Source organism: Arthrobacter sp. SD76 (genome assembly GCF_049726125.1).
GTDB lineage: Bacteria > Actinomycetota > Actinomycetes > Actinomycetales > Micrococcaceae > Arthrobacter > Arthrobacter nitrophenolicus.
Map to the genome: position 1 here is coordinate 1975543 of NZ_JBNBLR010000001.1, position 25701 is coordinate 2001243.

A 25701-nucleotide genomic window follows, 5' to 3' on the forward strand; every position below is an offset into this window, starting at 1 on the left:
CAGCAACGCTGCCAAAAACACCAAGGCAATTTCCATCTCAGTGCCCATGCTTAATTTTCAGGCTGCCGGGCTCCCGCCGGCGGGGCAGTCCCAGAATTTATGAGCCTTCCTGCCGCTCGAGCCGTCACGCCCTAGAACAAGCCCAATTGCCGCACGGCAGCCAGAACGTCCGGGACTTTAACCGCCAGCAAAGCAGGGTCCGGCTCTGCCGAGAACGTGTCACCCCGCCGAAGATCGGCCTTTGTCAGGACGATGTGCGGCCCCGGCGGAGGGCCCCAGAGTTCAGGAGGCGCAGGCCCGAACAACACCACCGACGGCGTCCCGTACGCCGAAGCCAGGTGCGCGGCCCCGGTATCCGCGGAGATCACCAGGCGTGCCGCGGCGATCGTGGCCGCGAATTCCCCAGCGACAGCCCGCCAGCCAGGACGGCCCCGGGCGGAAGGCCGGCCCGGCGGCACACGTCCACCGCCCTGTCCTTCTCCCCGCTGCCCCCGTAAAAACGACATTGTGTCCCGCTTCCACAAGGTTGGCGGCAACTGCAGCGAACCTGTCGGCCGGCCACAGCCGGCTGCCGTAGGCTGCCCCGACGTGCAGGACTGTGGCACCGGGAACCGGGCTGGGGACGTGCGGCAGGTGCAGTCCTACATCCAGCGGGTCCGCGTCAATGCCATGCCACTCCAGGAGCCGGACCCAGCGTTCCCGTTCGTGCAGTTCCGCGCGCCACGGCGGTCCATCCCGGTCCGGGCCTCGATGTCCTATGGTCCGCCGGGCCTTCAAAGCATCGATCCGCCCCTGGCTCTCCGGGCCGCTTCCGTGCAGGTTGACGGCTACATCCACCACTCCCGCTTCCATGGCCAGCGGCTCGTCAAGACCGTGGGTGGGCAGGAGTTCATAACCGCCCACCAATCCCAAGGCTTCCGAAAGCCACCCCTGGGCGGCATACCGGAGCCTGTGCTCCGGGAACGCCCGCCGGAGCGCCTTCAGCGCAGGGACTGCAACCAGGAGGTCGCCCAGCTTAAGGGCACGCAGGACCAGGAGCTCCGGTTTTCCATCGATGACGTCACTGCCGCGTTCAAGGTGCCGCACGCCGCTCATGCGCCCTGCCTCACTGCTGCGGTTGCCATCAGGCTCCGCACATCCTCGTACACATCGCGCACCGGGACGCCTGCAACGATGGAGTCGTTGTGCACGCAGCGCGGTGCGGTCCAGCCCACCTGCGTGACATCGATGCCACAGCTGGGGCACGTAGTCACCCAGGACGCGTGAATCCGGTGAAGGCTTCTGCCCAGCGCTCCTGCATTAATGATGTTCCCCGCCCAGAAGATCCCCACCGTGGGCACGCCGAGGGCCTGGGCAAGATGGCGCGGGCCGCTGTCATTTCCGACCACCACAGCGGCCTCCGCCAGCAGGGATACCAATTCGGCCATGTCCAGTGCCCCGGCCACCGAGGTGACGGCTGCCGATGCAGCCTGTTCCGCAATCCGCTCTGCCAGCTCCTGCTCGCTCTTGTCCCCGACGAGCACCACCCGGCAGCCGTCGGCCCCGCAGGCAGCGGCAAGTTCAGCAAATTGCCCAACCGGCCAACGACGGCGGGGATCTGTTGCGCCGGGATGGATCACCACGAGGGGCTGGCCGCCGTCGTCATCTGTTCCGTCACATGCACCGCGGAACTTTGTAAGCGGCTCGAGGCGGGCCTCAAGGTCAAGCGGGAACGCCCCGGCGAATCCCGCGACCTCCACCGCCCGCAGGGGTTCGTGCTGGTAATAAAGGTATGGAACGGTCCGTTCCAGGCTGGCGGCGTCAGGCGTCCGGGTGCCCACCGTGTGGCGCGCACCGAGCCGGAGCAGGAAAGGGTTCGAATATCTGCCGCCGCCGTGCACCTGGACGGCGAGGTCGAAGTTCCGGGACCGCATGTCCGCAAAAAAAAGCTTCCAGTGCTTCCGGGTCTTCATCACCGGGACGGACCCCCTCTGCAAACGGAAGTATGCAGACCTCGTCCACCGGGCCCTTCACAGCCGCGAGCAGCGACTTGTGGATTGGCGACCCCAAAAGGGTCAAGGTGGCGTCCGGATAGGCCGCCTTCAGGGCGGCCATGGCAGGAATGGCGAAGATCAGGTCGCCCAGGCCGCCGCCCCGCAACACGGCGATCCTGGACACAGAATCGAACTTTTCCAGCACCGGGCCGACTCCTGTGCCAACCTGCCCGGCACCACCGAACTCTGCAGTGAGCTGCTCCACATACGCCCCTTCGATCCGGGCGGAGATCGCGCCGCTTGCCGCGGCCCCTCCGCTGCCTGCGCGGCCATGCCACCCGCCAGGTGTGATGGCCGCCTCCCCTGAACCCGTACCCAGGCGGGCGCAAATATACTCCGCCTATTGGGGAATAGCCGTCCGATGCTGTACGTTTCATACGCGACAGGCGAACCAAAGAAAAGAGAAGCACCCAAAGTGGCAACCGATTACGATGAACTGCGTTCCGACGTCAAGGAATCGCAGGACAACTCCCTCGAGCAGCTCCAGTCAGCAAATGCTCCCGACGCGCGCAGCGTTGTCCTTGAGCTGGATGAAGCTGACGGGCTCGACGGCGCCGGCGTCCCCGGTGGCGAATTCGTCGCCGAGGAGCTCGTGGTACAGGTCATTCCGCAGGCTGACGACGAGTTCACCTGCTACTCCTGCTTCCTTGTCCGCCACCGGTCGCAGATTGCCCGCCAGAAGGACGGGCACAGCTACTGCACCGAGTGCGAGGGCTAGGAAAACAGGCCTGACGCGGCGCTGCGGATAAGTCCGCGGCTCCGCCAGCTTGAATGGCACGCTGCCCGGCAGCGTGCCTTTCCGCGTTAAGGCGGTTCCAAGGCAGCGTCCAGCAGCCGCTAGTACTGTGGGCGGCTATGGATCTGTGGCAAACCCTGGTCGAATCGCTCCGCCGTACGGAGGTTCCGGCCATTACCTTCCAGGAGCTCCTGCTGGTGCTCCTCGTGGCAACGGCGCTCTCCATTCCCCGCCGCTCCTGGCGGTACTTCGGACTGCTGGCAACCGCGGTCCATGAGCTGGGGCACGCCCTTGCCGCGGTCACCAGCGGGCAGCGGCTGTCCGGCATCAGGCTGCGGCTCGACCATTCGGGAACCACCACCACGTACAGCCGGAGCAGGGCCGCCGCGGCCTGGTCGTGTTTCTGGGGTTACCCCGTCCCCGCAGTCGTCGGCGCGGGATTCGTGACTGCCGGTTTCAGCGGCTGGGGACCTGCAGCGATCGCGGCCAGCATCCTTGTGCTGGTCGCATCCATGCTCTTCCTCCGGAACCTGGCAGGATTCCTTGTCACCGCCGTTGCCATTGCTTGTGCCCTCGCCCTCATCCTGCTCGTGCCCCATGCTTTCGTGGGCCATGTCGCCGTTGTCCTGGGCCTGGCGATGCTGGTGGCAGCCGTCAGGGACCTTTTCAAGCTGGCAAACGTCCACCTCCGCCGCAGGGACCGGCTGGCGACGTCCGACGCCTACCTCCTGTACCGCGCCACGGCCGTGCCGTCCGGTGTATGGATCTTCCTGTTTGCCGTTCTCGTTGCAGGTTCCTGGGTGGCTGCCTGGCAGCCGATCTCCCTGATCCTTGGCCGGGGCGCTTAGGCTAATGCCATGAGCCAGGAAACGGACAGCATCCAGCAGGCCGCCAGCGGCGCGACGGCGGACCACAGCACCCGCGGCGCTTACGTAACCGGCGGTGCCGAATTCACCAGGGACACCAACTACATCGAGGACCGCATCACCCGCGATGCCAGGCCGGGCGACAACGGCGAGCCGGGCTGGCCGGTGGAAGCAGGGCGGTACCGCCTCATCGCAGCCCGGGCCTGTCCCTGGGCCAACAGGACGGTCATCGTCCGGAGGCTCCTGGGCCTGGAGGACGCCATTTCCCTGGGGCAGCCCGGGCCCACCCACGACGCGCGCTCCTGGACGTTCGACCTCGACCCGGGCGGCGTGGATCCGGTCCTGGGGATCGAACGGCTGCAGGAGGCATATTTCAAGCGGTTCCCGGGATATCCCCGCGGCATTACCGTCCCCGCCATCGTCGACGTCGCGACCGGAGAAGTCGTCACCAACAATTTCCCGCAGATCACCCTTGACTTATCGACGGAATGGACCCAATTCCACCGGCCCGGCGCGCCAAAGCTGTACCCGGAACATTTGCGCGAAGAGATCGACCAGGTCAACAGGAGGGTGTTTACCGAGGTTAACAACGGGGTGTACCGGTGTGGCTTTGCCGGGTCCCAGGAGGCGTACGACTCAGCCTACGAGCGTTTGTGGGCGGCCCTGGACTGGCTGGAGGACCGGTTATCCCGCCAGCGCTACCTGGTGGGAGACACCATCACGGAAGCAGACGTCCGGCTTTTCACCACGCTGGCGCGCTTCGACGCCGTCTATCACGGCCACTTCAAATGCAACCGCCAGAAGCTCACCGAAATGCCCGCCCTCTGGGCCTACGCAAGGGATCTTTTCCAGACGCCCGGTTTCGGGGACACCACCGACTTCGTGCAGATCAAGCAGCACTATTACATCGTCCATGAAGACATCAACCCCACCGGGATCGTCCCCGCCGGCCCCGACCTTGGCGGATGGCTCGAAGAGCACGGCCGCGAGGCACTGGGCGGCCGGCCTTTCGGGGACGGGACTCCCCCGGGCCCGGTCAGGAAGGGCGAGGAAGTAGCAGCAGGACACGGAGCCGGTCACTAGAAGGAAAGCGTTTTCTGGATAAACTGTCCGGGTGCAGACATCCCACGGTTTCGCAGCGCCCGGTTTTGACAATGTCCTGGAACTGTTTGAGTCCTTCCTCGTCGAGGATTCCGGCTACAGCGCCCAGGTAGCGGCCTATCATCACGGGACGCGCGTTGTGGACCTTACCGGTGGCCCGGACATGAGCCCGGACACCCTCACCGGCGCATACTCCTGTTCCAAAGGCGTGGCAGCGATGGTGGTGGCCCTGCTGGTCCAGGACGGGCTCCTTAATCTGGACGGCACCGTGGCCAGCTACTGGCCGGAGTTCGGCGCCCATGGAAAGGACCGGCTGCTGGTCCGCGAGGCCCTGTCCCACCAGGCGGGGCTGCTGGGCCTTGAGGGCGGCTTCGGCCTTGATGAATTCACCACCCCTGCTGCCGCCGAGCGGCTGGCCGCGGCCAAACCCACGTGGCAGCCGGGACGCCAGTTCGGCTACCACGCCCTGACCATCGGGATCCTCATGGAGGAGCTCTGCCGGCGCGCGGCGGGCGAATCGCTGCAAAGCCTCTATGAGCGCCGGATCCGCAAGCCGGAGAACGTCGACTTCTTCCTGGGCCTGCCGGCAGACCTGGAACCGCGCTACCGTGACGTCCTCTACCAGGACCCGGCCGGGCAACCCTGGCTCGATCCACTCAGCCTGGACGGCCTGAACAGCAACGCTCCGGTCAGCACCATTATGGAGCTTCCCAACATCCGCAGTGTCCGCGCGGCAGGAATGTCAGCAGCCGGCGGCGTCGGATCGGCCGAAGGCCTCGCCAGGCTGTACGCTGCCGCCACCACCGGCGCCGAGGGCGAACCGCCGTTCCTCACACCCGGAACAATTGACCTGATGGCCGCGGAACAGGTGTGGGGGCTTGATCGGTCCTCAGGGCTGGACAACGCGTTCGCCGTCGTCTTTATGAAGCCGCATCCCTCGAGGAACTTCGGCAGCCACCGCGCGTTCGGCCATGAAGGGGCCAACGCGGCACTAGGTTTCGCCGACCCCGCCTACTCCCTGGCCTTCGGCTACATCCCCCGCCGTCAAGAGGACGGACGTACGCCAGGCAGAGCCCATCGGCTTGCCTCCGAGGTGCGCCGTTCGGCGGCGGCCCTCTCCCGGTAGCCGCTCCTGCAGCCGTTTCGGCCGCTGCTCCGGGGCCCTGACCAGCAGCTTTGGACGCCCACGCAAAGCGCCATACTGTGGACCGGATGGCTAACACTCAAGTACGGCAGCAAGCCCGGTGGGCCATGGGAACCCGCCTCCTGAAGAATGCCCTGGCAGAACTGTCGGAGGCATTCGCCGCCCAGCGGCTCCAGCTGGCAGCGAAAGCGGCCGTAGCCGCAGGAGTGGCATTCCTCATCGCACCCCACATGCCCGGTGCCGCGGCCAACTATCCGTACTACGCACCCTGGGTGCCTTGGTGGCGATGTACCACAACGTTGCCGGCTCCGTGAAGCAGGGGCTTCAGGCCCTCACCGGCCTCGCCCTGGGCATCGGGCTTGCCGTTGTCCTGGTCAGCGTCACCGATCCTTCCCCGCTGACCGTGGCGGTGTTCATGGGCATCGGCGTCCTGCTCGGCGGACTGCCGCGCATCGGCTCCGGAAGCGACTGGATTCCGACGGCGGCCCTGCTTGTCCTGCTGGTGGGCGGCAGCAATCCGGACGACTTTTCGTTCGGCTACCTCCTGCAAATGGGCGTGGGCGTTGCGGTAGGCATCGCCGTGAACTTCCTGCTGTGGCCACCGCTGCACCTGAAGGCAGCAGCGGCCAGCCTGGACGACCTCCGGCGCGCCCTCGGCCAGCAACTGACCGACATGGGGAAGGCGTTGAAGGAGGAATCGCCTCCGGAGCACGAAGCCTGGTCCAAACGGTCCGACGAACTCGCTGAGGCTGCGCGTTCCGTTCGGCACCTGGTGAAGGAAGCGGACGCAAGCCGCCGCGCGAACCCCCGCCGGAAGCTCCACCCGAGGGACGTTGACCTCGACTACCGGAACCTGCGCGAGCTCGAACGCGTGACGTTCCATATCCAGGACATGACCGATGTGCTGTCGGACGTGATCTGGGTCAGCGACGCGCCCTACGCCGTCCCGGTGCAGGACAGCGAACCGCTGGCTGATGCCATGACGGCGACCGGTGAGCTGCTGCGCTCCTTCAGCGACAGCGACGAACCGACGCAGCGAGAGCGGTTCCGGGCGGCCCGGGAAGCGGTGGAAGCCTGCATGGCTGCCACCGCCTCCCGGGAACCAACGGGCGATGCCGTACCCGCGTCGGAATCGATCCTGCTGAGCCTCCACCGCATCCTGCGGGCGGTCCGCCCGGCCGATTAAAGCGCGGTGACGGAACCGCTGAAGTGGCGCCGGCCGGACCGGGGGTTCCAGGCGACAAAGCCCGACCGCCGCCAGGCCCCCCGATTCGTCCTGCTCGCTTCCGATCTCCAGCGCCACCCGGCTGGGAAGGAAAACCGGAGCGTCGAAATCGACGTCCCAGATGAAGGCATCACCGCGCACTGAACCGACGTCGGCGAGCGCCCGCGACGCGAGGTACATGCCATGGGCGATGGAACGCCGCATGCCCAGGGCTTTCGCTGACAGCACGCTGAGGTGGATCGGGTTGAAGTCGCCGGACACGGCGGCGTAGGCCCGTCCCGCGTCCACGCCCAGTTGCCACAGCGCCGTCGGATCCGGGGCCTTGAAGTCGCCCTTTGGCGGTGCCGCCGAGGGCTTATCGATGCCGGGCAGGAACACCCCTTTGGCCAGGTAAGTGGAGGTTCCATGCCAGGAGATGTCATCTTTCCCTGCGAGGCGCACCTCCGCGATGACGTCCACCTGCGTACCTGCGCGGTGGCCCCGGAGGTTCTCCACCCGGGCCGTGATGTCCAGGGCGTCGGTGAACAGGACGGGCGAGCGCTGTTCCACCCGGTTGCGCAGGTGGATCATGCCGAGCAGGGGCAGCGGGAAGTCATCCCGGTTCATCACGCTCATGGCCACGGGGAAGGACAGGGCGTGGATGAACCCGGCGGGCAGGACGTCGCTGGCTGTCTCGCCCAGCAGGTGCTGGTAGGCGGTCAGGTTGGCCACGTCCACGGTCACACCGCGAACCTCGTGGGTCTCGGACGGCAGGTCTGCCTGGTCGTGGGTCCCCAGCAGCCGGCGCCTGGCCGCCTGGGCGGCCGCGTTGACGTAGAGCTTGGACAGCGAGGGCATGTCGCCGAGGATGACCGGCTGGGCGGGCGTCATGCCCCCACCATGTTCTGCCCGCAGACCCGCAGTACCTCGCCGTTGATGCCCCCGGCGGCATCGCTGGCAAGGAACGCTATGGTTTCGGCGACGTCGGCCGGCTTGCCGCCCTGCTGCAGGGAGTTGGCCCGGCGGGCGACTTCCCGCAGGGCGAACGGAATCCGCTCGGTCATTTCGGTTTCGATGAACCCCGGCGCGACGGCGTTGATGGTGCCTCCGGCAGCCGCCACCAAGGATGACGTTGCGCGGACCATCCCCATCACTCCACCCTTTGACGCGGCGTAGTTGGTTTGCCCCCGGTTGCCGGCTATGCCGCTGGTGGAGGCAACAGAGACAATTCGTGGCGCCGGCCCGAAGTGTTCGGAAGCGAGCAGGGCCTCGTTGATCCGCAGCTGGGCGGAGATGTTGATGTTGATCACCGAGCTCCAGCGTCCGTGGTCCATGTTGGCCAGCAGCTTGTCCCGCGTGATGCCTGCGTTATGGACCATGATGTCCAGCCGCCCGTGCCGTTGCACGGCATGTTCCAGGATCCGTTGGCCGGCGTCTTCCCGGGTGATGTCGAGCTGAAGGGCAGTCCCCTTCACCGCGTTGGCCACAGCAGCCAAATGGTCTCCTGCCGCGGGCAGGTCCACAAGCACCAGCGTGGCGCCGTCGCGGTGCAGGGTACGCGCGATCTGGGCGCCGATTCCCCGGGCTGCCCCCGTCACCACGGCCACCTTGCCTGCCAGGGGCCGCTCGACGTCGTCGGGCAGGCTTCCGGCCGCGCTGGAAACGGTCAGGAACTGTCCATCCACGTAGGCCGAACGGCCAGAGAGGAAGAACCGCAGCGCAGCCAGGACCGAAGGACTTGCTGCCTCCACTCCCCCGTCCAGGAGGATACCGTTCCCGGTTGCACCTGCACGGAGTTCCTTCGCCAGGGAGCGGAGGAACCCGTCCACGCCCTGCCGGGCAGCGGCCGCCGCCGGTGTGTCTGTTTCCCCGGACGGCCGTGAAACGGTCACCACGCGGGCGCAGGGTCCGAGGTCCCGGAGGGAGCCCGCTGCGGCAAGAACCGGTTTCTCAAGATCCCGGGGGTGCGCCACCTCGTCCAGAACCAGAATGATGGCGCCGAGCTTTTCCCGCGGCACCGCATGCCTCCGGACATCGAGGTCCCATGACAAGAGCTCTGCGGCCAGTTTGTCTGCTGCTGCCGTTTCACCCAGGACCACAACAGGTCCGGTAACCAGCGGCTGCCCGGGTTCGTACCTGCGCAGGACTGCCGGCTGCGGCAGACCCAGCTTTTTGGCCACATTCTTACCGAGCCCCTGGTTCACCAGCTGGGCGTACTTGTCCGTCATCCGGTCCCCCTACAGCGATTCGAGGAGAGCGACGACGCCCTGACCGCCGGCCGCGCAGACAGAGACCAGGCCCCGGGCCGGACGTCCGTCAACGCTGCCCTTTTCGTGGAGCAGTTTGGCGAGCGAGGCCACAATCCGGCCGCCGGTAGCGGCGAACGGGTGGCCGGCCGCCAGCGACGATCCGTTGACGTTGAGGCGTGCCCGGTCGATTTTGCCGTATGCGCCGTCCAGGCCGAGCCGTGTCCGGCCGAATTCCTCGTCCTCCACGCGGCAAGCGTGCTCAGAACCGTCGCTGCAAAGGCTTCATGGATCTCGAAGTAGTCGATGTCCGCCAGGGTGAGGTTGTGCCGGCCCAGCAGCCGGGGCACGGCGAAGACCGGCGCCATCAGCAGCCCGTCCTTGCCATGCACAAAGTCCACCGCGGCGGCCTCGGCGTCCACCACAGCTGCGAGCTTGGGAAGGTCGCGGGCGTCGGCCCACTCGTCCGAGGCCAGCAGGACCGTGGAGGCGCCGTCCGTCAACGGGGTGGAGTTGCCGGCGGTCATGGTCGCGTCGGCGCCCAGGCTCCTGCCGAAGACCGGCTTCAGGGACGCCAGCTTTTCCATGGAGGTGTCAGCCCGAAGGTTGCCATCCCGCGTCAGCCCGCGGTAGGGCGTGACGAGGTCGTCGAAGAATCCGGAATCGTAGGCCGCGGCAAGGTTCCGGTGGCTGTTCAGGGCCACCTCGTCCTGCGCCTCACGGGAGATCTTCCACTGCGCCGTGGTAAGCGCCTGGTGTTCCCCCATTGAAAGCCCCGTCCGCGGTTCAGCGGTTCCCGGCGCCAGCGGGGCCAGGTCCTTGGGCCGAAGGCGGCTGAGGATCTGGAGCCGCTGCGGAAGGGTCTTCGCGCGGTTGAGGTCCAGGATCACTTCCCGAAGCCCCTCGCTCACCACCACGGGCGCGTCAGAAGCGGAGTCGACGCCGCCGGCAATTGCCGAGTCGATCTGGCCCAGCTTGATCTTGTTCGAAAGCCCCACCACGGTTTCCAGTCCAGTGGCGCATGCCTGCTGCAGGTCGTAGGCGGGCGTCTCCGGGGACAGGGCCGAACCCAGGACTGCCTCGCGGGTGAGGTTGAAGTCCCTGGAGTGCTTCAGGACCGCGCCGGCGGCCACTTCACCGAGGCGCTCATCCTGGAGCCCGAAGCGTGCGATCAGGCCGTCCAGGGCTGCCGTCAGCATGTCCTGTTGGAGGACTTGGCGTAGGCGGCACCGGAGCGGGCAAACGGAATCCTGTTGCCTCCCACAACGACAGCCCTGCGGAGGGCAGGGTTGGAACTGGCTGCGGCGCCTGGTGTTGCGGGGCCGTTGATGGACTGTCCGTCAATGGACATGGCTGTCTCCTCTGGTCACAAGCGATTACCGATACCCAGCGTACCTGATACGCTGGGTATCGTGAATATTTCGGACTCCTCCCTTGACGCGTCACCTGCCGGGGCAAGTGCTGACGGCAGATCGGCACGCTGGCAGACCCACCGGGAGGAGCGGCGGCGCCAGCTGATCAAGCAGGCGCGTCGTGCGGTGCACGCGCTGGGCAGCGACGCCTCCATGGAAGACATCGCCGCGGCCGCGGGCACATCCAAGTCGGTCTTCTACCGGTACTTCGGAGACAAGGCCGGTCTGCAGCAGGCCGTGGGCGAAGTAGTGCTCGACCAGATGCAGCGCCGTATCCGGGAGGCCGCCCAAAGCGCCCTGACGCCCCGGGAAGGGCTGCTGGCCATGGTGTCGGCCTACCTGCAGATGGCCGACACGAGCCAGAACGTCTACACCTTCGTCACCCGTTCCGCGGCTGCGGAGTCTGCGGACAATGCCGCGGGAGGCCCTGTCTCCGGCGCCCTGGGACACTTCTTCGACGCCGTGGCGGAGATGATCGCCACGCCCATGCGCTCGCATCTGGGCGATGGCAAGGAATCCGTCATCGGTTACTGGCCCAAGGCGGCAATCGGCCTGGTCCGCAATGCGGGCGAACAATGGCTGAGCACGCCCGACTCCCCCCGCAAAGCCGGGCCAGGAAGCCATTGCACGGCAGATCACCGCCTGGCTGTGCGTCGGCATAGCCCCCGAACTGACCCCTTCAAGCACCACCAAACCGCCTGTCAGCACCAGCAAAGGATATTGACATGACCGAAGTAGTGGACCGCCCCGCCGGCAAGGGCCACAAGCCTGCCACCACGGCCCACCCCGTAACCGACCACGCCCAGCCTGCGGTCAACGTAGACGCACTGGGCCGGCAGCTCCTCGGCAAGTGGGCGGCTGTCCGGCTGCAGTCAAGGGACCTGGCAGGACGCCCCGAACTGCACAAGATCGAGGGGATGCCGCACACCGAGCACCGCGCCCGGGTGTCCGGGCAGCTGAAGTACCTGGTGGACAACAGCGCCGTCCACCGTGCCTTCCCGTCCGCCCTGGGCGGCTCGGACGACCATGGCGGAAACATCGCCGGCTTTGAGGAACTCGTGGTCGCCGACCCGTCCCTGCAGATCAAGGCAGGCGTGCAGTGGGGCCTCTTCGGTTCGGCCGTCATGCACCTGGGCACCGAGGAGCACCACGCCACATGGCTTCCCGGCATCATGAGCCTGGAAATCCCGGGCTGCTTCGCCATGACCGAAACGGGGCACGGCTCCGATGTGGCCAGCATTGCCACCACCGCCACGTACCACCCGGAAACCGAAGAGTTTGTGGTGCACACCCCCTTCCGCGCCGCCTGGAAGGACTACATCGGAAACGCTGCCATCGACGGGCTGGGAGCAGTGGTGTTTGCCCAGCTCATTACCCGGGGCGTCAACCATGGCGTCCATGCCTTCTACGTTGACCTTCGCGACCCCCGGACGAAGGAATTCCTTCCAGGCATCGGCGGTGAGGATGACGGCGTCAAGGGCGGGCTTAACGGCATCGACAACGGCCGGCTGCACTTCACGAACGTCCGCATCCCCCGCACCAACCTGCTGAACCGCTACGGTGACGTGGCCCCCGACGGCACCTACTCGTCCCCCATTGCGAGCCCGGGCCGCCGGTTCTTCACCATGCTCGGCACCCTGGTCCAGGGGCGGGTCTCCCTGGACGGGGCGGCAGTGGCGGCCTCCAAGGTCGCCCTCAAGGCAGCCGTCCACTACGCCGCCGAGCGCCGCCAGTTCAACGCGTCCAGCCACACGGACGAGGAAGTCCTGCTTGACTACCAGCGCCACCAGCGGCGGCTGTTCACCCGGCTCGCCACCACGTACGCCGCCGGTTTCGCCCACGAACAGCTCCTGCAGAAGTTCGACGACGTCTTCTCCGGCGCCACCGACACCGACGCAGACCGCCAGGACCTGGAGACCCTCGCCGCGGCACTGAAACCGCTCAGTACCTGGCATGCCCTCGACACCCTGCAGGAATGCCGCGAAGCCTGCGGCGGTGCCGGTTTCCTGATCGAGAACCGGTTCGCCTCGCTGCGGGCGGACCTGGACGTCTACGCCACCTTCGAGGGGACAACACCGTCCTGCTGCAGCTGGTGGCGAAACGGCTCCTGGCCGACTACGCGAAGGAATTCCGCAGCGTGGACTTCGGTGTCCTGGCCCGGTACGTGGTGGGCCAGGCGACCGGCACTGCCATCCACCGCACGGGGCTGCGCCAGGTGGCCCAGTTCATGGCGGATACCGGGTCGGTGCAGAAAGCGGCGATCGCCCTGCGTGACGAGGAAGGCCAGCGTGCCCTCCTCACCGACCGGGTACAGACCATGGTGGCCGAGGCGGCATCCGCGCTGAAAGGCAGCAACAGGCTCTCCCAGGAAAAGGGGGCCGCCCTGTTCAACCGGCACCAGAACGAACTGATCGACGCAGCCCAGGCCCATGCCGAACTGCTCCAGTGGGAGGCCTTCACCGAGGCGCTCCGCGACGTCACGGATCCCGGCACCAAAACGGTGCTGACCTGGCTGCGGGACCTCTTCGGCCTCAGCCTGATCGAGAAGAACCTGTCCTGGTACCTCATGAACGGCCGCCTCTCCATGCAGCGCGCCCGCACGGTGGGCGAGTACATCAACCGGCTGCTGGTGAAGATCCGCCCGCACGCGCTGGACCTGGTGGATGCCTTCGGCTACGGCGATGAGCATGTCCGGGCAGCAGTCGCAACCGGCGCCGAGAAGCTCCGCCAGGACGAAGCCCGGGCGCATTTCAGGGCCCAGCGGGCGAGCGGCAAGGCGGCCGTGGACGAAAAAGTGCTGCTGGCCAGGACCGCGGCCGGGCGCCACAGCTGACGCAGGCCACGGCTGCTGACCGGAGAAACGACGGCGGCGCCGCTCCCCAGCGGGGAAGCGGCGCCGCCGTCGTGCTGTCGAAGGAAGGGTCAGTGCGCGGCGGGCAGCACCGAGCGGTACACCTCAAGGGTGGTTTCGGTGATGGATTCCCAGGAGAAGTGCTTCTCGGCACGGAGCCGGCCAGCCTGGCCCATGGCGCGGGCGCGTTCAGGGTCCGACACGACTTCGGTGAGGGCCGCGGCGAACTCGCTGACGAACTTGTCCGGGTCCAGCGGCGTGCCGGTGCCGTCCGTCACCTGCTCCAGGTCCACCAGCAGGCCGGTCTGGCCGTGCTCAACCACTTCGGGGATGCCGCCCGTGGCGCTGGCCACCACGGCAGCGCCGCAGGCCATCGCCTCGAGGTTCACGATGCCGAGCGGCTCGTAGATGGAGGGGCAGGCGAAGGCGGTGGCGTGGCTGAGCACCTGGATCAGTTCGTGCCGGGGCAGCATGCGTTCAATGAGCACGACGCCGGTCCGCTGGCTTTGCAGGTCCTCGATCAGCCGCGCGGTCTCGGCGGCCAGCTCCGGGGTGTCTGCCGCGCCGAGGCACAGGACCAGCTGTACGTCGTCAGGCAGCTTTGCTGCGGCCCGGAGGAGGTAGGGCACACCCTTCTGGCGGGTGTTCCTGCCCACAAACACGACGCTCGGCTTGGCGGGGTCGATGCCCAGGGCGCGGATGGCGTCGTCGTTCTCGTCCCGGTTCCACAGTTCAACGTCGATGCCGTTGTGGACCACGCGGACCTTCTCCGGGTCCACGCTGGGGTAGCTGCGCAGGATGTCCTGGCGCATGCCCTCGGACACGGCGATGATTGCCGCCGCTGCCTCGTAGGCGGTCTTCTCGACCCAGGATGAGAGGGCGTAGCCGCCGCCGAGCTGTTCGGCCTTCCACGGACGGAGCGGCTCCAGGCTGTGGGCGCTCAGGACGTGCGGGATGCCGTGCAGCAGTGAGGCCAGGTGCCCTGCCATGTTGGCGTACCAGGTGTGCGAATGGACCAGGTCCGCGCCCTCGACGTCCGGAACGATCCGCAGGTCAACGCCGAGTGTCTGGACGGCGGCGTTGGCCGAGCCAAGATCCTCCGGCACGGAGTAGGACGTCACATGGGCGCCATGGTAATCGGCGTCGCGGGGAGCCCCAAAAGCACGAACCTGCAGGTCAACGTGCTTACTAAGCACCCTGCTCAATTCGGCCACATGCACCCCGGCGCCGCCGTAGATCTCCGGCGGGAACTCTTTAGTCACAATGTCTATTCGCACAAGACCCAAGGTAGTCCTTCACGCATAACTGTTCTAGTGTGAAGGAGTCCGGGCATGCCGGACTGTTTGGGGAGATACGAAGGCGTACAGGAGCGACCACTATGCCGTTGAACAAAAAAGTCCTGGCCATTGTCCTCGCAGGCGGTGAGGGAAACAGACTGATGCCACTGACGGCAGACCGCGCGAAACCGGCGGTGCCCTTTGCGGGCAGCTACCGCCTTATCGACTTCGCCCTGTCCAACCTGGTGAATTCCCGCTACCTCCAGATCGTCGTCCTGACCCAGTACAAGTCGCACAGCCTCGACCGGCATATCTCCGAGACCTGGCGGATGTCCACCCAGCTGGGCAACTACGTTGCCTCGGTGCCGGCGCAGCAGCGCGTCGGCAAGAGCTGGTTCCTGGGCAGCGCCAACGCCATCTACCAGTCCCTGAACCTCATCCACGACGCCAACCCGGACATTGTGGTGGTGGTCGGCGCCGACCACGTATACCGCATGGACTTCGCCCAGATGGTTGCCCAGCACGTCAACAGCGGCGCCAAGGCGACCGTGGCCGCCGTCCGGCAGCCCCTCAACATGGCCAACCAGTTCGGCGTCATCGAGGTGGACCAGAACGACCCCCAGAAGATCGCCGCATTCGTCGAGAAGCCCGCCTCCACGCCCGGCCTTGCAGCCGACCCCTCCCAGTTCCTGGCCTCCATGGGCAACTACGTCTTCGACGCCGACGCACTGGTGGACGCCCTGCACGTGGACGCCGAACGGCTGGACACCAAGCACGACATGGGCGGGGACATCATCCCCTACTTCGTCAACCAGGGCGAGGCGGGCGTCTACGACTTCACGCTCAACGAGATTCCGGGATCCACCGAGCGGGACCGCACCTACTGGCGCGACGTGGGAACCATCGACTCCTTCTACGACGCGCACATGGACCTGATCTCCCCGCTGCCGGTCTTCAACCTCTACAACTCCGAATGGCCCATCTACACCCGGCAGAGCATCTCCCCGCCCGCCAAGTTTGTCCGCGGCCAGAACAACACCGTGGGCACGGCGCTCGACTCCATCGTCTCCAGCGGCGTGGTCATCTCCGGCGGCGTGGTGGAGGGATCCGTCCTGTCCAACGACGTCTACGTGGCAACGAGCAGCCGCGTGATCGACTCGGTCCTGATGGACAAGGTGCAGGTGGGTGAGGGCGCGGTCATCAACAGGGCCATCATCGACAAGAACGTCAAGGTTCCCGCCGGTGCAGCCATCGGACTCGACGCCGACCTGGACCGGGCGCGCGGCTTCAAGGTCACCGAGTCCGGCATCACCGTCCTGGCCAAGGGCCAGAAAGTTCCCGAGCCCGGCGAAGAGGAGAGGCAGCTGGCAGCCAGGAACCTGCACCTCGTCCCCAACGCGGTCAAGGCCGCCGCGGCACAGTACCCGGATGTCCAGGAGTCCGTGGATAAGGTGGCCCAGACCCATGCAGCTGCGGCAGCCGACGCCGGTCCCCGCGCCCGGCTCTCCTAGACTGGCTGTTCCGCGGCCGGCGGCACCCCAAGGGGGCGCCGCCGGCGGCGTTTAAGGTGCCGCTCCGGGCTGTAAAATTAGCCTAATGAGCTCCCCCGACCTGACCCCTGAGGAAATCCAGGCCTGCCTCAAGGTCCTGAACACCATCCACGCCTATGACGAGGAGCACCCGGACTACATCTCGGTGCGCCGCGCCACCGGGAAGATGTTCAAGGCCGTCAAGCGGCACCGCCGGGTCACCAAGCGGGACCTCATCGCCGAAGCCGACCGGGCCGTCCTTGCCCAGACGGCAACCGCCGCGCCGGACAGGATCGACGACGAAACGCGCGGCAACAAGCTTGCCCCTTCCGCCACGGGGAAAGTGGCCGGACATCTCATCCGGTCCCGGCCCTGCTACATCTGCAAACAGCACTACACGCAGGTGGACGCCTTCTACCACCAGCTGTGCCCGGAGTGCGCTGCCTTCAGCCACAGCAAGCGCGATGCCCGGACCGACCTGACCGGGCGCCGGGCGCTGCTCACCGGAGGCCGGGCGAAGATCGGGATGTACATTGCGCTGCGGCTGCTGCGCGACGGCGCCCACACCACCATCACCACGCGCTTCCCCAAGGACGCCGCGCGACGCTTCGCCGCCATGGAGGACAGCGGGGAATGGCTGCACCGGCTCCGCATTGTGGGCATCGACCTCCGGGACCCCGCGCAGGTCATGGCGCTCACCGACTCCCTCAATGAGGCAGGGCCGCTGGACATCATCATTAACAACGCCGCCCAGACCGTCCGCCGCTCAGGCAACGCCTACAAGCCGCTGGTGGATGCCGAGGACGAGCCGCTGCCCGCTGCCCTGGAGCGGTCCAACGGCGGTCCGGAGCTGCTGACCTTCGGCCACGCACACGACAAGCACCCGCTTGCCCTGGCCGGCAGCGTCACGGAGCATCCCGTGCTGGCCGGTGACGCCATCACATCCCTTGCACTGTCCACCGGCTCCGCTTCACTGGAACGCATCGCGTCCGGGACGGCGATCGACGCCGGCGGGCTGGTGCCGGACCTCGCCACGATCAACAGCTGGACCCAGGTGGTGGACGAGGTGGACCCGCTGGAAATGCTGGAAGTGCAGCTCTGCAACGTCACCGCGCCGTTCCTGCTGGTCAGCCGGCTGCGGGAAGCCATGAAACGGTCCACCGCCCGGCGCAAGTACATTGTCAACGTCTCCGCCATGGAAGGCCAGTTCTCCCGCGCCTACAAAGGCCCGGGGCACCCGCACACCAACATGGCCAAGGCTGCGCTGAACATGATGACACGCACCAGTGCGCAGGAAATGCTGGAGACGGACGGGATCCTGATGACCGCCGTCGATACCGGATGGATCACCGACGAACGCCCGCATTTCACCAAGGTCCGGCTCATGGAGGAGGGTTTCCATGCCCCCCTGGACCTGGTGGACGGCGCTGCCCGCGTCTACGATCCCATTGTCATGGGCGAGAACGGCGAGGACCAGTACGGCGTGTTCCTGAAGGACTACAAACCCAGCCCCTGGTAGAGGTAAGCTCGCGGCATGAACGCCGAGCCAGCTTCCACTGAAGAGCCATCGTCCGCCGTGCAGAACCTTGAACACCATGAATGCTGGGCCATGCTCCGGACGGTATCCGTCGGCAGGCTCGCCATCGTGGTCGACGGGCGCCCGGACATCTTCCCCATCAACTACACCGTGGACGGCGGCACAGTGGTGTTCCGTACCGGCGAAGGCACCAAGCTGTCCGGCGCGTCGGGCGACTCTGCCGTGGCGCTTGAAGCCGACGGCGTGGATCCCTCGACCGGGATGGCGTGGAGCGTGGTGCTCAAGGGCACCTCCGCCGTGGTCAGGGGCACCGAGGAAGTCCTGGACACCGCCCGGCTGTACCTCTTCCCCTGGCAGGCCGGGCACAAGGATGCCTTCGTCCGGATCACCCCGGACAGCGTGACCGGACGCCGGTTCAAGGTGACAGATCCCCTGACCTGGTGGACCCAGCACAGCAGCGCCGCGAAGTCCTGGCCGGAATAAGCCCGCCAGGAATCCCGAGCGCGGAACAGGAGCCCGGAGCCGGGCCCGGTCAGGCGAGCTGGGTGATCTCCACGCTCACGCTCAGGGCCGACCCGCCGCCGCCGGACAGGATGCCCTTGAGCGGGGAGACGTCGCGGTAGTCACGCCCCCGTGCCACGGTGACGTGGAAGTCGCCGGCGGGCTTGTGGTTGGTGGGGTCCCAGCTCCGCCATTCGCCGTCCCACCACTCCAGCCAGGCGTGGGACTGTCCGGCGACAGTCTCCCCGATGCCGGCGCTGGAGCGCGGGTGCAGGTAGCCGGAGACGTAGCGGGCCGGTATGCCGCAGCTGCGCAGCGCACCGATCGCAAGGTGGGCCAGGTCCTGGCAGACGCCCTGGCGCTGGCCCCACGCCTCTTCGGCGTTGGTGGTGACGCCGGTGGAACCGGACATGTACGTCATCTCGCCGCGCATCCACGCGAAGATGGCCATGGCGGCCTCGTGCGGGTTCTTCCCGGCAACCACCTGCGGGATGATTCCCAGGACCTCCTCGCCGGGGCCGCTGAGCCGGGACTGCGGCAGCCAGTCGCTGAACGTGTTCAGCGTGTCCGGCGACGCCAGGACGTCCCAGTCCACGATGTCCGCCTCGGACGGGATCTTCTCGGCCCGGTGGACCTCGACGGTGATGTTGGAGACCACCTCCAGGTGCTCATGCGGCATCTGCATGTCGAAGGCCGTGACCCGGGTGCCCCAGTAGTCGCGGTAGGTGCTGACGGCAGCCTGCGACGGCGAGACCTTCACCACCGACTCCAGCACCACCTGCTGGGAGTCCGTCAGCGGCGTCATCCTGGCCTCGTTGTAGGACAGGGTGACGCGCTTGTTGTACTTGTACGCCGTCTTGTGGGCGATGCTCAGCCGGGTCATGAAACTTCTCCCACCCAGGCCAGTTCATCCGCCTGATTGAAGTACTTACGGGAAATGGCGTCCGATGCCTGCGACACTGCCTTCTGCACGCGCTCCATGTGTTCCGGCAGCTCGGACATGAGGTCGTCGGTGCGGTGGAACTCAAGGAACGTGCGGGCCTGGCCCACGATCCGGCGGGCGTCGTTGATGAAGCCCACCCGCTGCGCGGAGGGGTCGAGTTGGCCAGGCATTCGTCGGCGTCGCGCAGGGCGTAGACGATGGAGCGGGGAACAGCCGGTCCAGCAGGAGGAACTCGGCCGCATGCTGGTCGCCGAAGGCCGCCCGGCGGGTCCGGAGGAAGGACTCGTAGGCGCCGGCGCAGCGGAGCATGTTCACCCAGGACATGCCCGCGGACAGCACGTCCCGGGTGGACAGCATGCGGGCGGTCATGTCCGCGCGTTCCAGGGAGCGGCCCAGCACCAGGAACAGCCAGCTCTCGTCATGGCTCACCGTGGTGTCCGCCAGGCCGCTGACCATGGCGGTACGTTCCAACGTCCAGTTGCAGAACCGGTAGGTGCCCACCACGTCCTTGCGGTGCTGGCTCAGCCCGTAGTACGTGGTGTTGAGGCTCTCCCAGAGACCGGAGGACACTGTTTCGCGGGCACGCCGTGCGTTCTCGCGGGCAGCTCCGAGGGAGCCGGCGATGGACGTGGCACTGGTCTTGTCGTACGCCAGGGCGTGCAGCAGTTCCGGGAGCCCGAAGTCCTCGTTCTGCGGCCGGGCGCCCATGACGGCCAGGAGTTCCTGGGCCACGCTCTTGCGTTCTTCCATGGGCAGGTGGTTCAACCGCTCCAGGTGGACGTCCAGGATGCGTGCGGTGCCGTCCGCCCGCTCCACGTAGCGGCCGATCCAGAACAGGGATTCGGCAATTCGGCTAAGCATTCGCGGCTACCTCCTGCGGGCCCGAAAGGGAAAAGACGTCTGCCGGGTTGCATCCCGGCTCACTGCTGCTGCTCCGACTGGCGGTCGCGCCAGTTGCTCTCCACCGGCCAGACGGAGACCCGCTCGCGCACCGAGATGGAGGGCCGGGGAACGGTTTCCACGGGCATCTGCGGCGAATCGGCAAGGACCCAGGTGTCCTTGGAGCCGCCGCCCTGGCTGGAATTCACGATCAGCGACCCTTCCTTCAGCGCCACGCGGGTCAGGCCGCCGGGCAGCACCCAGACGTTGTCGCCGTCGTTCACCGCAAAGGGGCGCAGGTCCACGTGGCGGGGACCGAACTTGTCGCCGCTGAGGGTGGGCACGGTGGACAGCTGGAGCACCGGCTGGGCGATCCAGCCGCGGGGGTCACTGATGATCCGCTGGCGGAGCGCGTCCAGCTCGTCGTTGGAGGCGTCCGGGCCGATCACGAGGCCCTTGCCGCCGGAGCCGTCCACCGGCTTGACCACCAGCTCGGCCAGGTTGTCCAGGGTGTACTCCCGGGCTTCCTTCTCCTCGAGGCGGAACGTGTCCACGTTCGCGATGATGGGCTCCTCGCCGAGGTAGTAGCGGATCAGGTCAGGAACGTAACTGTAGACCAGTTTGTCGTCCGCGACGCCGTTGCCCACGGCGTTGGCGATGGTGACCCCGCCGGCGCGGGCGGCGTTGACCAGGCCCGGGCAGCCGAGCATGGAATCGGCGCGGAACTGCAGGGGGTCCAGGAAGTCGTCATCGATCCGCTTGTAGATGACGTCCACGCGCTGCTCACCGGCGGTGGTGCGCATGTACACGCGGTTTCCGCGGCAGATCAGGTCACGGCCCTCCACCAGCTCCACGCCCATCAGGCCCGCGAGCAGCGTGTGCTCAAAGTAGGCGCTGTTGAACACACCGGGGGTCAGGACCACCACGGTGGGGTCGTCGACGCCGGCCGGCGCGGTCTTGCGCAGGGCCGACAGGAGCCGGCGGGGGTACTCCTCCACCGGGCGGATGAGCTGCTGGCCGAACGCTTCGGGCAGGCCCTTGGCCATGGCGCGGCGGTTCTCCAGGACGTAGCTGACGCCCGAGGGGACGCGCACGTTGTCCTCCAGGACCCGGAACGTCCCGGCAGCGTCACGCACCACGTCGATGCCCGAGATGTGCACGCGGACGCCGCCCGCCGGTTCGAAGCCGTGGACCTGCCGGTGGAAGTGCGCGCTGGTGGTTACCAGCTGGCGGGGGATCACGCCGTCGGACACCACGGTCATTTTGTCGTACACGTCGTTGAGGAACGCTTCCAGCGCGCGCACGCGCTGCGCGACGCCGCGCTCCAGGACATCCCACTCGGCGGCGGGGATGACCCGCGGCACGATGTCCAGCGGGAAGGGGCGCTCCTCCCCCGCGAAGTCGAAGGTGACGCCACGGTCCAGGAAGGTGCGGGCCATCGAGTCGGCGCGGGCACTGACGTCAGCCAGGGAGAGCTTGCGGAGTGCGTCTGCCACCTGCCCGTACGAGTCCCGTGCCTGCTGGCCTGGGGCGAACATCTCATCGTAGGCTCCGGTCCGGGCTGCGGCCTCGGAGTAGTCCTGGAATAGGTCTGGCATGCCCAATAGCCAACCATCTTTTTGTTTCGAACTCATAAACCGGCCCTCAATTGGCGTGTTGGCCGGGGCCGCCGGTTCGCTGATTCCACGCCGCATCCGGCACAGTAGGGAGGTGCCAGTCAGCAGAAGCCATCCAGCGTCCGGTGAGGGACAGCCCCGCCGCGCTGACCGGCTGCTTCCCGGACTGGCCACCGCCGCGGTGGCCCTGGTGGCCGCATTCCTGGTCCACGCCGTGGTTCCGGTCCTGCCGGCGATGACCATGGCCGTGGTGCTGGGGGTCCTGGCGGCGAACCTGCCACTGGCGGGCGTGTGGACTGCCGGGCGGGCCAGGCCCGGCCTCGACTTCGCCGGGAAACACCTGATGCGCGGCGGGATCGTCCTGCTGGGGCTGAAGGTCAGCGTCATGGATGTCCTGGGGCTGGGCTGGCTTTCGCTGGTCCTGATCACCGGGGTGGTGGCGGCGAGTTTCGGCGGCACGTACCTGATCTCCCGGCTCTTCCGGCTGCCCCCGGTGACGGCGCTCCTGGTGGCCACCGGGTTCTCGATCTGCGGCGCCTCAGCCATCGGCGCCATCGCCGCCGTGCGGCGCATCCGGCACGTGGACACGGTCCTTCCGGTGGCCCTGGTGACGCTGTGCGGGACGCTCGCCATCGGCGTCCTGCCCCTGCTCGTGCATCCGCTCCAGCTCACCGCACCCGTCTTCGGCGCGTGGATTGGCGCGTCCGTGCACGACGTCGGCCAGGTGGTGGCCACGGCGCAAACCGCAGGCACGGCGGCGCTGGGCATCGCCGTCGTCGTCAAGCTCACCCGGGTCCTGCTGCTGGCACCGGTGGCCGCCATGGCCGGCACACACCAGCGCCTCGCGGTCCGCCCGGACAGCGACGGGACGGACGCCAAGCTGCCGCCGGTGGTGCCGCTGTTCGTGCTCGGCTTCGTGGCGATGGTGGGACTCCGGTCCACCGGCTGGGTCTCCGGAGAGTGGCTGGAAGCGGGGGCGGTGCTGCAGGACGTCCTGCTGGGCGCGGCGCTGTTCGGACTGGGCTCGGCCGTGCGGATCCGCACCCTGCTCCTGACCGGCGGGCGTGCCCTCCTGGCGGCCCTTGCGTCCTGGCTCCTGATTGCCGCCCTGGGACTCGCCGCCGCCCTGCTGATCGCCCGCTGATCCCCCTCCGGCACCGTGATTAGATAGCTGGGTGTCGAATCAGAATCTGCAGCGCGACGAGGCTGCCGGACGGTCAGCCCTCATCACCACCACCAGCTACGACGTCTCGCTGGACGTGCGGCAGGCAGCGGATCCGGACGTCCCCGGCTACACCAGTCGGAGCGTCATCACCTTCTCCGCCGCCGAGGCCGGCACATCAACCTTCCTGGACTTCATCGGCGGCGGGGTGCACAGCGTGTTCCTCAACGGCAAGGGCCTGCGCGTGGAGGACGTGGTGGACGGGGCACGGATCCGGCTGGACAACCTGCAGCTCGAGAACCAGGTCACCGTCACGGGCACCGCCCTGTACAGCCGCTCCGGCGAGGGGATGCACCGCTTCGTGGATCCCGCTGACGGCCAGTGCTACCTGTACACGCAGTACGAACCAGCCGACGCCCGGCGGGTCTTCGCCAACTTCGAGCAACCCGACCTCAAGGCCACCTTCACCTTCCACGTCATGGCGCCGGCGGACTGGCAGGTGGCATCCAACGGGGTGGAAACGGCACGCACGCTGCTCACCAGCGACCCCGCCACCGCCCGCTGGGACTTCGCCACCACGGAGCCCATGTCCACATACATCACCACCGTGCTGGCCGGCCCTTACTTCAAGGCCGAGGACCGCTGGCAGGCAACGCTCGACGACGGGACCTCCCTGGACATCCCGCTGGCCCTGTACTGCCGGGCGTCCATGGCGGACTCCTTTGATACGGAGGAACTGTTCCGGCTGACCCGGAACGGGCTGGACTTCTTCAACCGGCTCTTCGCCTACCCCTACCCGTGGGGCAAGTACGACCAGGCGTTCGTGCCGGAGTACAACCTGGGCGCCATGGAAAACCCCGGCCTGGTCACGTTCACCGACAGCTACGTGTTCACGTCCCGCGCCACCGACGCGCAGTACCAGGGAAGGGCCAACACCCTTCTGCACGAGATGGCGCACATGTGGTTCGGCGACCTGGTGACCATGCAGTGGTGGGACGACCTCTGGCTCAAGGAATCCTTCGCCGATTACATGGGCACCCTGGGCGTTGACCGGGCCACCGGCTGGGACTCCGCGTGGGTGAGCTTTGCCAACAAGCGGAAGGCGTGGGCCTACGTCCAGGACCAGCTGCCCACCACGCACCCCATCGTGGCGGACATCCCCGACCTTGAAGCGGCCAAGCAGAATTTCGACGGCATCACCTACGCCAAGGGCGCCTCGGTGCTCAAACAGCTGGTGGCGTATGTGGGCTTTGTCGCGTTCATTGCGGGCTCGCGGGAGTACTTCCGCAAGCACGCCTACTCCAACACCACCCTGGGGGACCTCCTGGCGGCACTGAGTGCCGCCTCCGGCCGGGACCTGTCCGGCTGGGCACGGCAGTGGCTCCAGACCGCGGGCATCTCCACCCTCGCCCTGGAGATCACGCCGGACGCAACGGACGACGGCGCCATCGGGAGTGTGGCGATCGTCCAGGAGGCCGCGGATCCGGTCACGGGACGGGAGGAGCCCCGGCCGCACCGGCTCCGGGTGGGGCTGTACGAATTCGACGCCTCCGGCGCCCTGGTCCGCACCGGAAGCGTGGAAACCGACGTCGACGGCTCCGCCACGCCCGTTCCGGACCTGGCGGGCAAGCCGCGGCCAGCGCTGCTGCTCCTCAACGACGACGACCTGACCTACGCCAAGGTCCGGCTTGATCCGGTCTCCCTGGACACCGTCCTGGAGTCACTGGACAGGATCACCGACCCCATGGCGCGGGCCCTGTGCTGGACGGCGCTGTGGAACTCGGCCCGGGACGGGGAAAGCCCGGCGGCACGCTACGTGGACGCGGTGGCAGCGTTCAGTCCGGCGGAAACCGGGATCGGGGTCCTGCTGAACATCCTCGAGAACGCCTGCACCGCCGTCGAACGCTACACCCCGGCTGCGGGACGGGACGGGTGCGGTCCTCGTTCCTGGCGGCCGTCGCTGCCGAGCTGGACCGTGCCGCCCCCGGGTCCGACCACCAGCTGGCGTGGGCCAGGACGGTGGGCACACTCAGCAGGCATGACGCCGCCCTGCTCCCGCGCCTGCGCGGACTGCTGGACGGTTCGGCACCCGTCGAGGGCCTGGCCGTGGATGCGGAACTCCGCTGGCACATCTGGCACGCACTTGCCGCGAACGGCCAGGCAACCCTTGCCGAACTCGATGCCGAACTGGCGCGCGACACCACCGCATCCGGGCGCGCCGGCCACGCCACAGCCGTTGCGGCGCGGCCGGACCCCGCGGTCAAGGCCGCCGCGTGGCAGGAAGCGGTCCACGGCACTGCACTCTCCAACCAGCAGCTCAGCGCCACCATCAGCGGCTTCACCACTGCCCCGGCCGGCCTCCTGGATCCGTACGTGGAACCCTGACTTTGAGTGCCTACGGGACGTGTGGGACGGGCGGAGCATCGAAATCGCCAGCAGGATTGTCCGCGGGCTGTTCCCCTAAACCAGGACCTCGCGGAAGGCACGGCACCTGCGGACCACCCTGTACTCCGCAGGACCGATGACTGGCTGGCAGCATCCGCCGACGCCCCCCGCGCGCTGCGCCGCATCATCGTGGAGCAGCGCAGCCACCTGCTGCGGGCACTCACGGCCCAGGACGCCGTCGTGGTTTCATCAGCGCCGTAGCCTTGTGCCTCCGTGCGC

At 67.4% G+C, this 25701-nt stretch carries 12 protein-coding genes and 9 pseudogenes; 12 read left to right on the plus strand and 9 right to left on the minus strand.

Annotated features, from left to right (window positions below; genetic code table 11):
* Positions 1-131: 131 nt before the first annotated feature.
* Positions 132-1095, minus strand: a pseudogene (locus ACPEE0_RS09845) (glycosyltransferase family 9 protein).
* Positions 1092-2238, minus strand: a pseudogene (locus ACPEE0_RS09850) (glycosyltransferase family 9 protein). Before ACPEE0_RS09850 ends, ACPEE0_RS09845 begins: the two co-directional pseudogenes overlap by 4 nt.
* Positions 2239-2448: 210 nt before the next feature.
* Here ACPEE0_RS09850 and ACPEE0_RS09855 point away from each other — a divergent pair.
* From ACPEE0_RS09855 to ACPEE0_RS09875, 5 genes and pseudogenes are all read left to right on the plus strand, one after another.
* Positions 2449-2751 carry a DUF4193 domain-containing protein gene (locus tag ACPEE0_RS09855; protein ID WP_009358564.1) on the plus strand — a complete coding sequence of 101 codons (303 nt, stop codon included), beginning with the start codon at positions 2449-2451 and terminating at the stop codon, positions 2749-2751.
* Positions 2752-2888: 137 nt separating this feature from the next.
* Positions 2889-3617 carry a M50 family metallopeptidase gene (locus ACPEE0_RS09860; protein ID WP_009358563.1) on the plus strand — a complete coding sequence of 243 codons (729 nt, stop codon included), beginning with the start codon at positions 2889-2891 and terminating at the stop codon, positions 3615-3617.
* A 9-nt stretch (positions 3618-3626) separates the two neighbouring features.
* Positions 3627-4718 (plus strand): glutathione S-transferase family protein, encoded by a 1092-nt coding sequence (locus ACPEE0_RS09865; protein WP_354176882.1) that lies wholly within the window; start codon positions 3627-3629, stop codon positions 4716-4718.
* A gap of 31 nt (positions 4719-4749) precedes the next feature.
* A complete protein-coding gene (locus ACPEE0_RS09870; protein ID WP_354176884.1) occupies positions 4750-5862 on the plus strand; it encodes a serine hydrolase domain-containing protein in 1113 nt (370 codons plus the stop codon).
* Positions 5863-5987: 125 nt separating this feature from the next.
* Positions 5988-7066: pseudogene (locus tag ACPEE0_RS09875) on the plus strand (FUSC family protein).
* Here the strand turns inward: ACPEE0_RS09875 and ACPEE0_RS09880 are convergent.
* The 3 genes and pseudogenes from ACPEE0_RS09880 to ACPEE0_RS09890 all read right to left on the minus strand — a co-directional run bounded on the left by ACPEE0_RS09880 (position 7063) and on the right by ACPEE0_RS09890 (position 10681).
* A pseudogene (locus tag ACPEE0_RS09880) lies at positions 7063-7975 on the minus strand (MaoC family dehydratase). The pseudogenes ACPEE0_RS09875 and ACPEE0_RS09880 overlap by 4 nt on opposite strands.
* Positions 7972-9312, minus strand: a complete 1341-nt coding sequence (locus ACPEE0_RS09885; protein ID WP_009358560.1) for a 3-oxoacyl-ACP reductase — start codon at positions 9310-9312, stop codon at positions 7972-7974. Before ACPEE0_RS09885 ends, ACPEE0_RS09880 begins: the two are co-directional and overlap by 4 nt.
* Positions 9313-9321: 9 nt before the next feature.
* A pseudogene (locus ACPEE0_RS09890) lies at positions 9322-10681 on the minus strand (acetyl-CoA C-acetyltransferase).
* 61 nt (positions 10682-10742) lie between these two features.
* Here ACPEE0_RS09890 and ACPEE0_RS09895 point away from each other — a divergent pair.
* Together ACPEE0_RS09895 and ACPEE0_RS09900 are read left to right on the plus strand one after the other, a co-directional pair.
* Positions 10743-11466: pseudogene (locus ACPEE0_RS09895) on the plus strand (TetR/AcrR family transcriptional regulator).
* Position 11467: 1 nt separating this feature from the next.
* Positions 11468-13575, plus strand: a pseudogene (locus ACPEE0_RS09900) (acyl-CoA dehydrogenase).
* Positions 13576-13664: 89 nt separating this feature from the next.
* Here ACPEE0_RS09900 and glgA read toward each other — a convergent pair.
* On the minus strand, positions 13665-14870 hold the full coding sequence (glgA, locus tag ACPEE0_RS09905) for a glycogen synthase (protein WP_133347029.1): 1206 nt from the start codon (positions 14868-14870) through the stop codon (positions 13665-13667).
* Positions 14871-14971: 101 nt separating this feature from the next.
* On the opposite strand from glgA, the gene glgC reads away from it, so the two are divergent.
* The 3 genes from glgC (at position 14972) to ACPEE0_RS09920 (ending at position 18419) form a co-directional block, all read left to right on the plus strand.
* Complete coding sequence (gene glgC / locus ACPEE0_RS09910; RefSeq protein WP_424574413.1) at positions 14972-16381, plus strand: glucose-1-phosphate adenylyltransferase; 1410 nt, start codon at positions 14972-14974, stop codon at positions 16379-16381.
* A gap of 85 nt (positions 16382-16466) precedes the next feature.
* On the plus strand, positions 16467-17918 hold the full coding sequence (locus tag ACPEE0_RS09915) for an SDR family NAD(P)-dependent oxidoreductase (protein ID WP_009358290.1): 1452 nt from the start codon (positions 16467-16469) through the stop codon (positions 17916-17918).
* 15 nt (positions 17919-17933) lie between these two features.
* The gene (locus tag ACPEE0_RS09920; RefSeq protein ID WP_424574414.1) at positions 17934-18419 is read left to right on the plus strand and encodes a pyridoxamine 5'-phosphate oxidase family protein; all 486 of its coding nucleotides are present in this window, start codon (positions 17934-17936) and stop codon (positions 18417-18419) included.
* 49 nt (positions 18420-18468) lie between these two features.
* On the opposite strand, the gene ACPEE0_RS09925 is transcribed toward ACPEE0_RS09920, so the two are convergent.
* From ACPEE0_RS09925 to ACPEE0_RS09935, 3 genes and pseudogenes are all read right to left on the minus strand, one after another.
* Positions 18469-19320, minus strand: coding sequence for a transglutaminase family protein (locus tag ACPEE0_RS09925; protein WP_133347023.1), 852 nt, complete (start codon positions 19318-19320; stop codon positions 18469-18471).
* Positions 19317-20241 (minus strand): annotated as a pseudogene (locus ACPEE0_RS09930) (alpha-E domain-containing protein). Before ACPEE0_RS09930 ends, ACPEE0_RS09925 begins: the two are co-directional and overlap by 4 nt.
* Positions 20242-20300: 59 nt before the next feature.
* Positions 20301-21857, minus strand: coding sequence for a circularly permuted type 2 ATP-grasp protein (locus tag ACPEE0_RS09935; protein WP_424574415.1), 1557 nt, complete (start codon positions 21855-21857; stop codon positions 20301-20303).
* Positions 21858-21969: 112 nt separating this feature from the next.
* Here ACPEE0_RS09935 and ACPEE0_RS09940 point away from each other — a divergent pair, with 112 nt between their 5' ends.
* Together ACPEE0_RS09940 and pepN are read left to right on the plus strand one after the other, a co-directional pair.
* Positions 21970-23019, plus strand: a complete 1050-nt coding sequence (locus ACPEE0_RS09940; protein WP_424574416.1) for a YeiH family protein — start codon at positions 21970-21972, stop codon at positions 23017-23019.
* Positions 23020-23050: 31 nt separating this feature from the next.
* Positions 23051-25683 (plus strand): annotated as a pseudogene (gene pepN / locus ACPEE0_RS09945) (aminopeptidase N).
* Positions 25684-25701 lie beyond the last annotated feature (18 nt).

Bases quoted from the DNA above. Each gene is read 5' to 3' on its own strand.
- ACPEE0_RS09860 (WP_009358563.1), top strand. From the start codon at position 2,889: ATGGATCTGTGGCAAACCCTGGTCGAATCGCTCCGCCGTACGGAGGTT.
- ACPEE0_RS09915 (WP_009358290.1), top strand. From the start codon at position 16,467: ATGAGCTCCCCCGACCTGACCCCTGAGGAAATCCAGGCCTGCCTCAAG.
- ACPEE0_RS09865 (WP_354176882.1), top strand. From the start codon at position 3,627: ATGAGCCAGGAAACGGACAGCATCCAGCAGGCCGCCAGCGGCGCGACG.
- ACPEE0_RS09935 (WP_424574415.1), bottom strand. From the start codon at position 21,857: ATGCCAGACCTATTCCAGGACTACTCCGAGGCCGCAGCCCGGACCGGA.
- glgC (WP_424574413.1), top strand. From the start codon at position 14,972: ATGCCGTTGAACAAAAAAGTCCTGGCCATTGTCCTCGCAGGCGGTGAG.
- ACPEE0_RS09920 (WP_424574414.1), top strand. From the start codon at position 17,934: ATGAACGCCGAGCCAGCTTCCACTGAAGAGCCATCGTCCGCCGTGCAG.
- ACPEE0_RS09885 (WP_009358560.1), bottom strand. From the start codon at position 9,312: ATGACGGACAAGTACGCCCAGCTGGTGAACCAGGGGCTCGGTAAGAAT.
- ACPEE0_RS09925 (WP_133347023.1), bottom strand. From the start codon at position 19,320: ATGACCCGGCTGAGCATCGCCCACAAGACGGCGTACAAGTACAACAAG.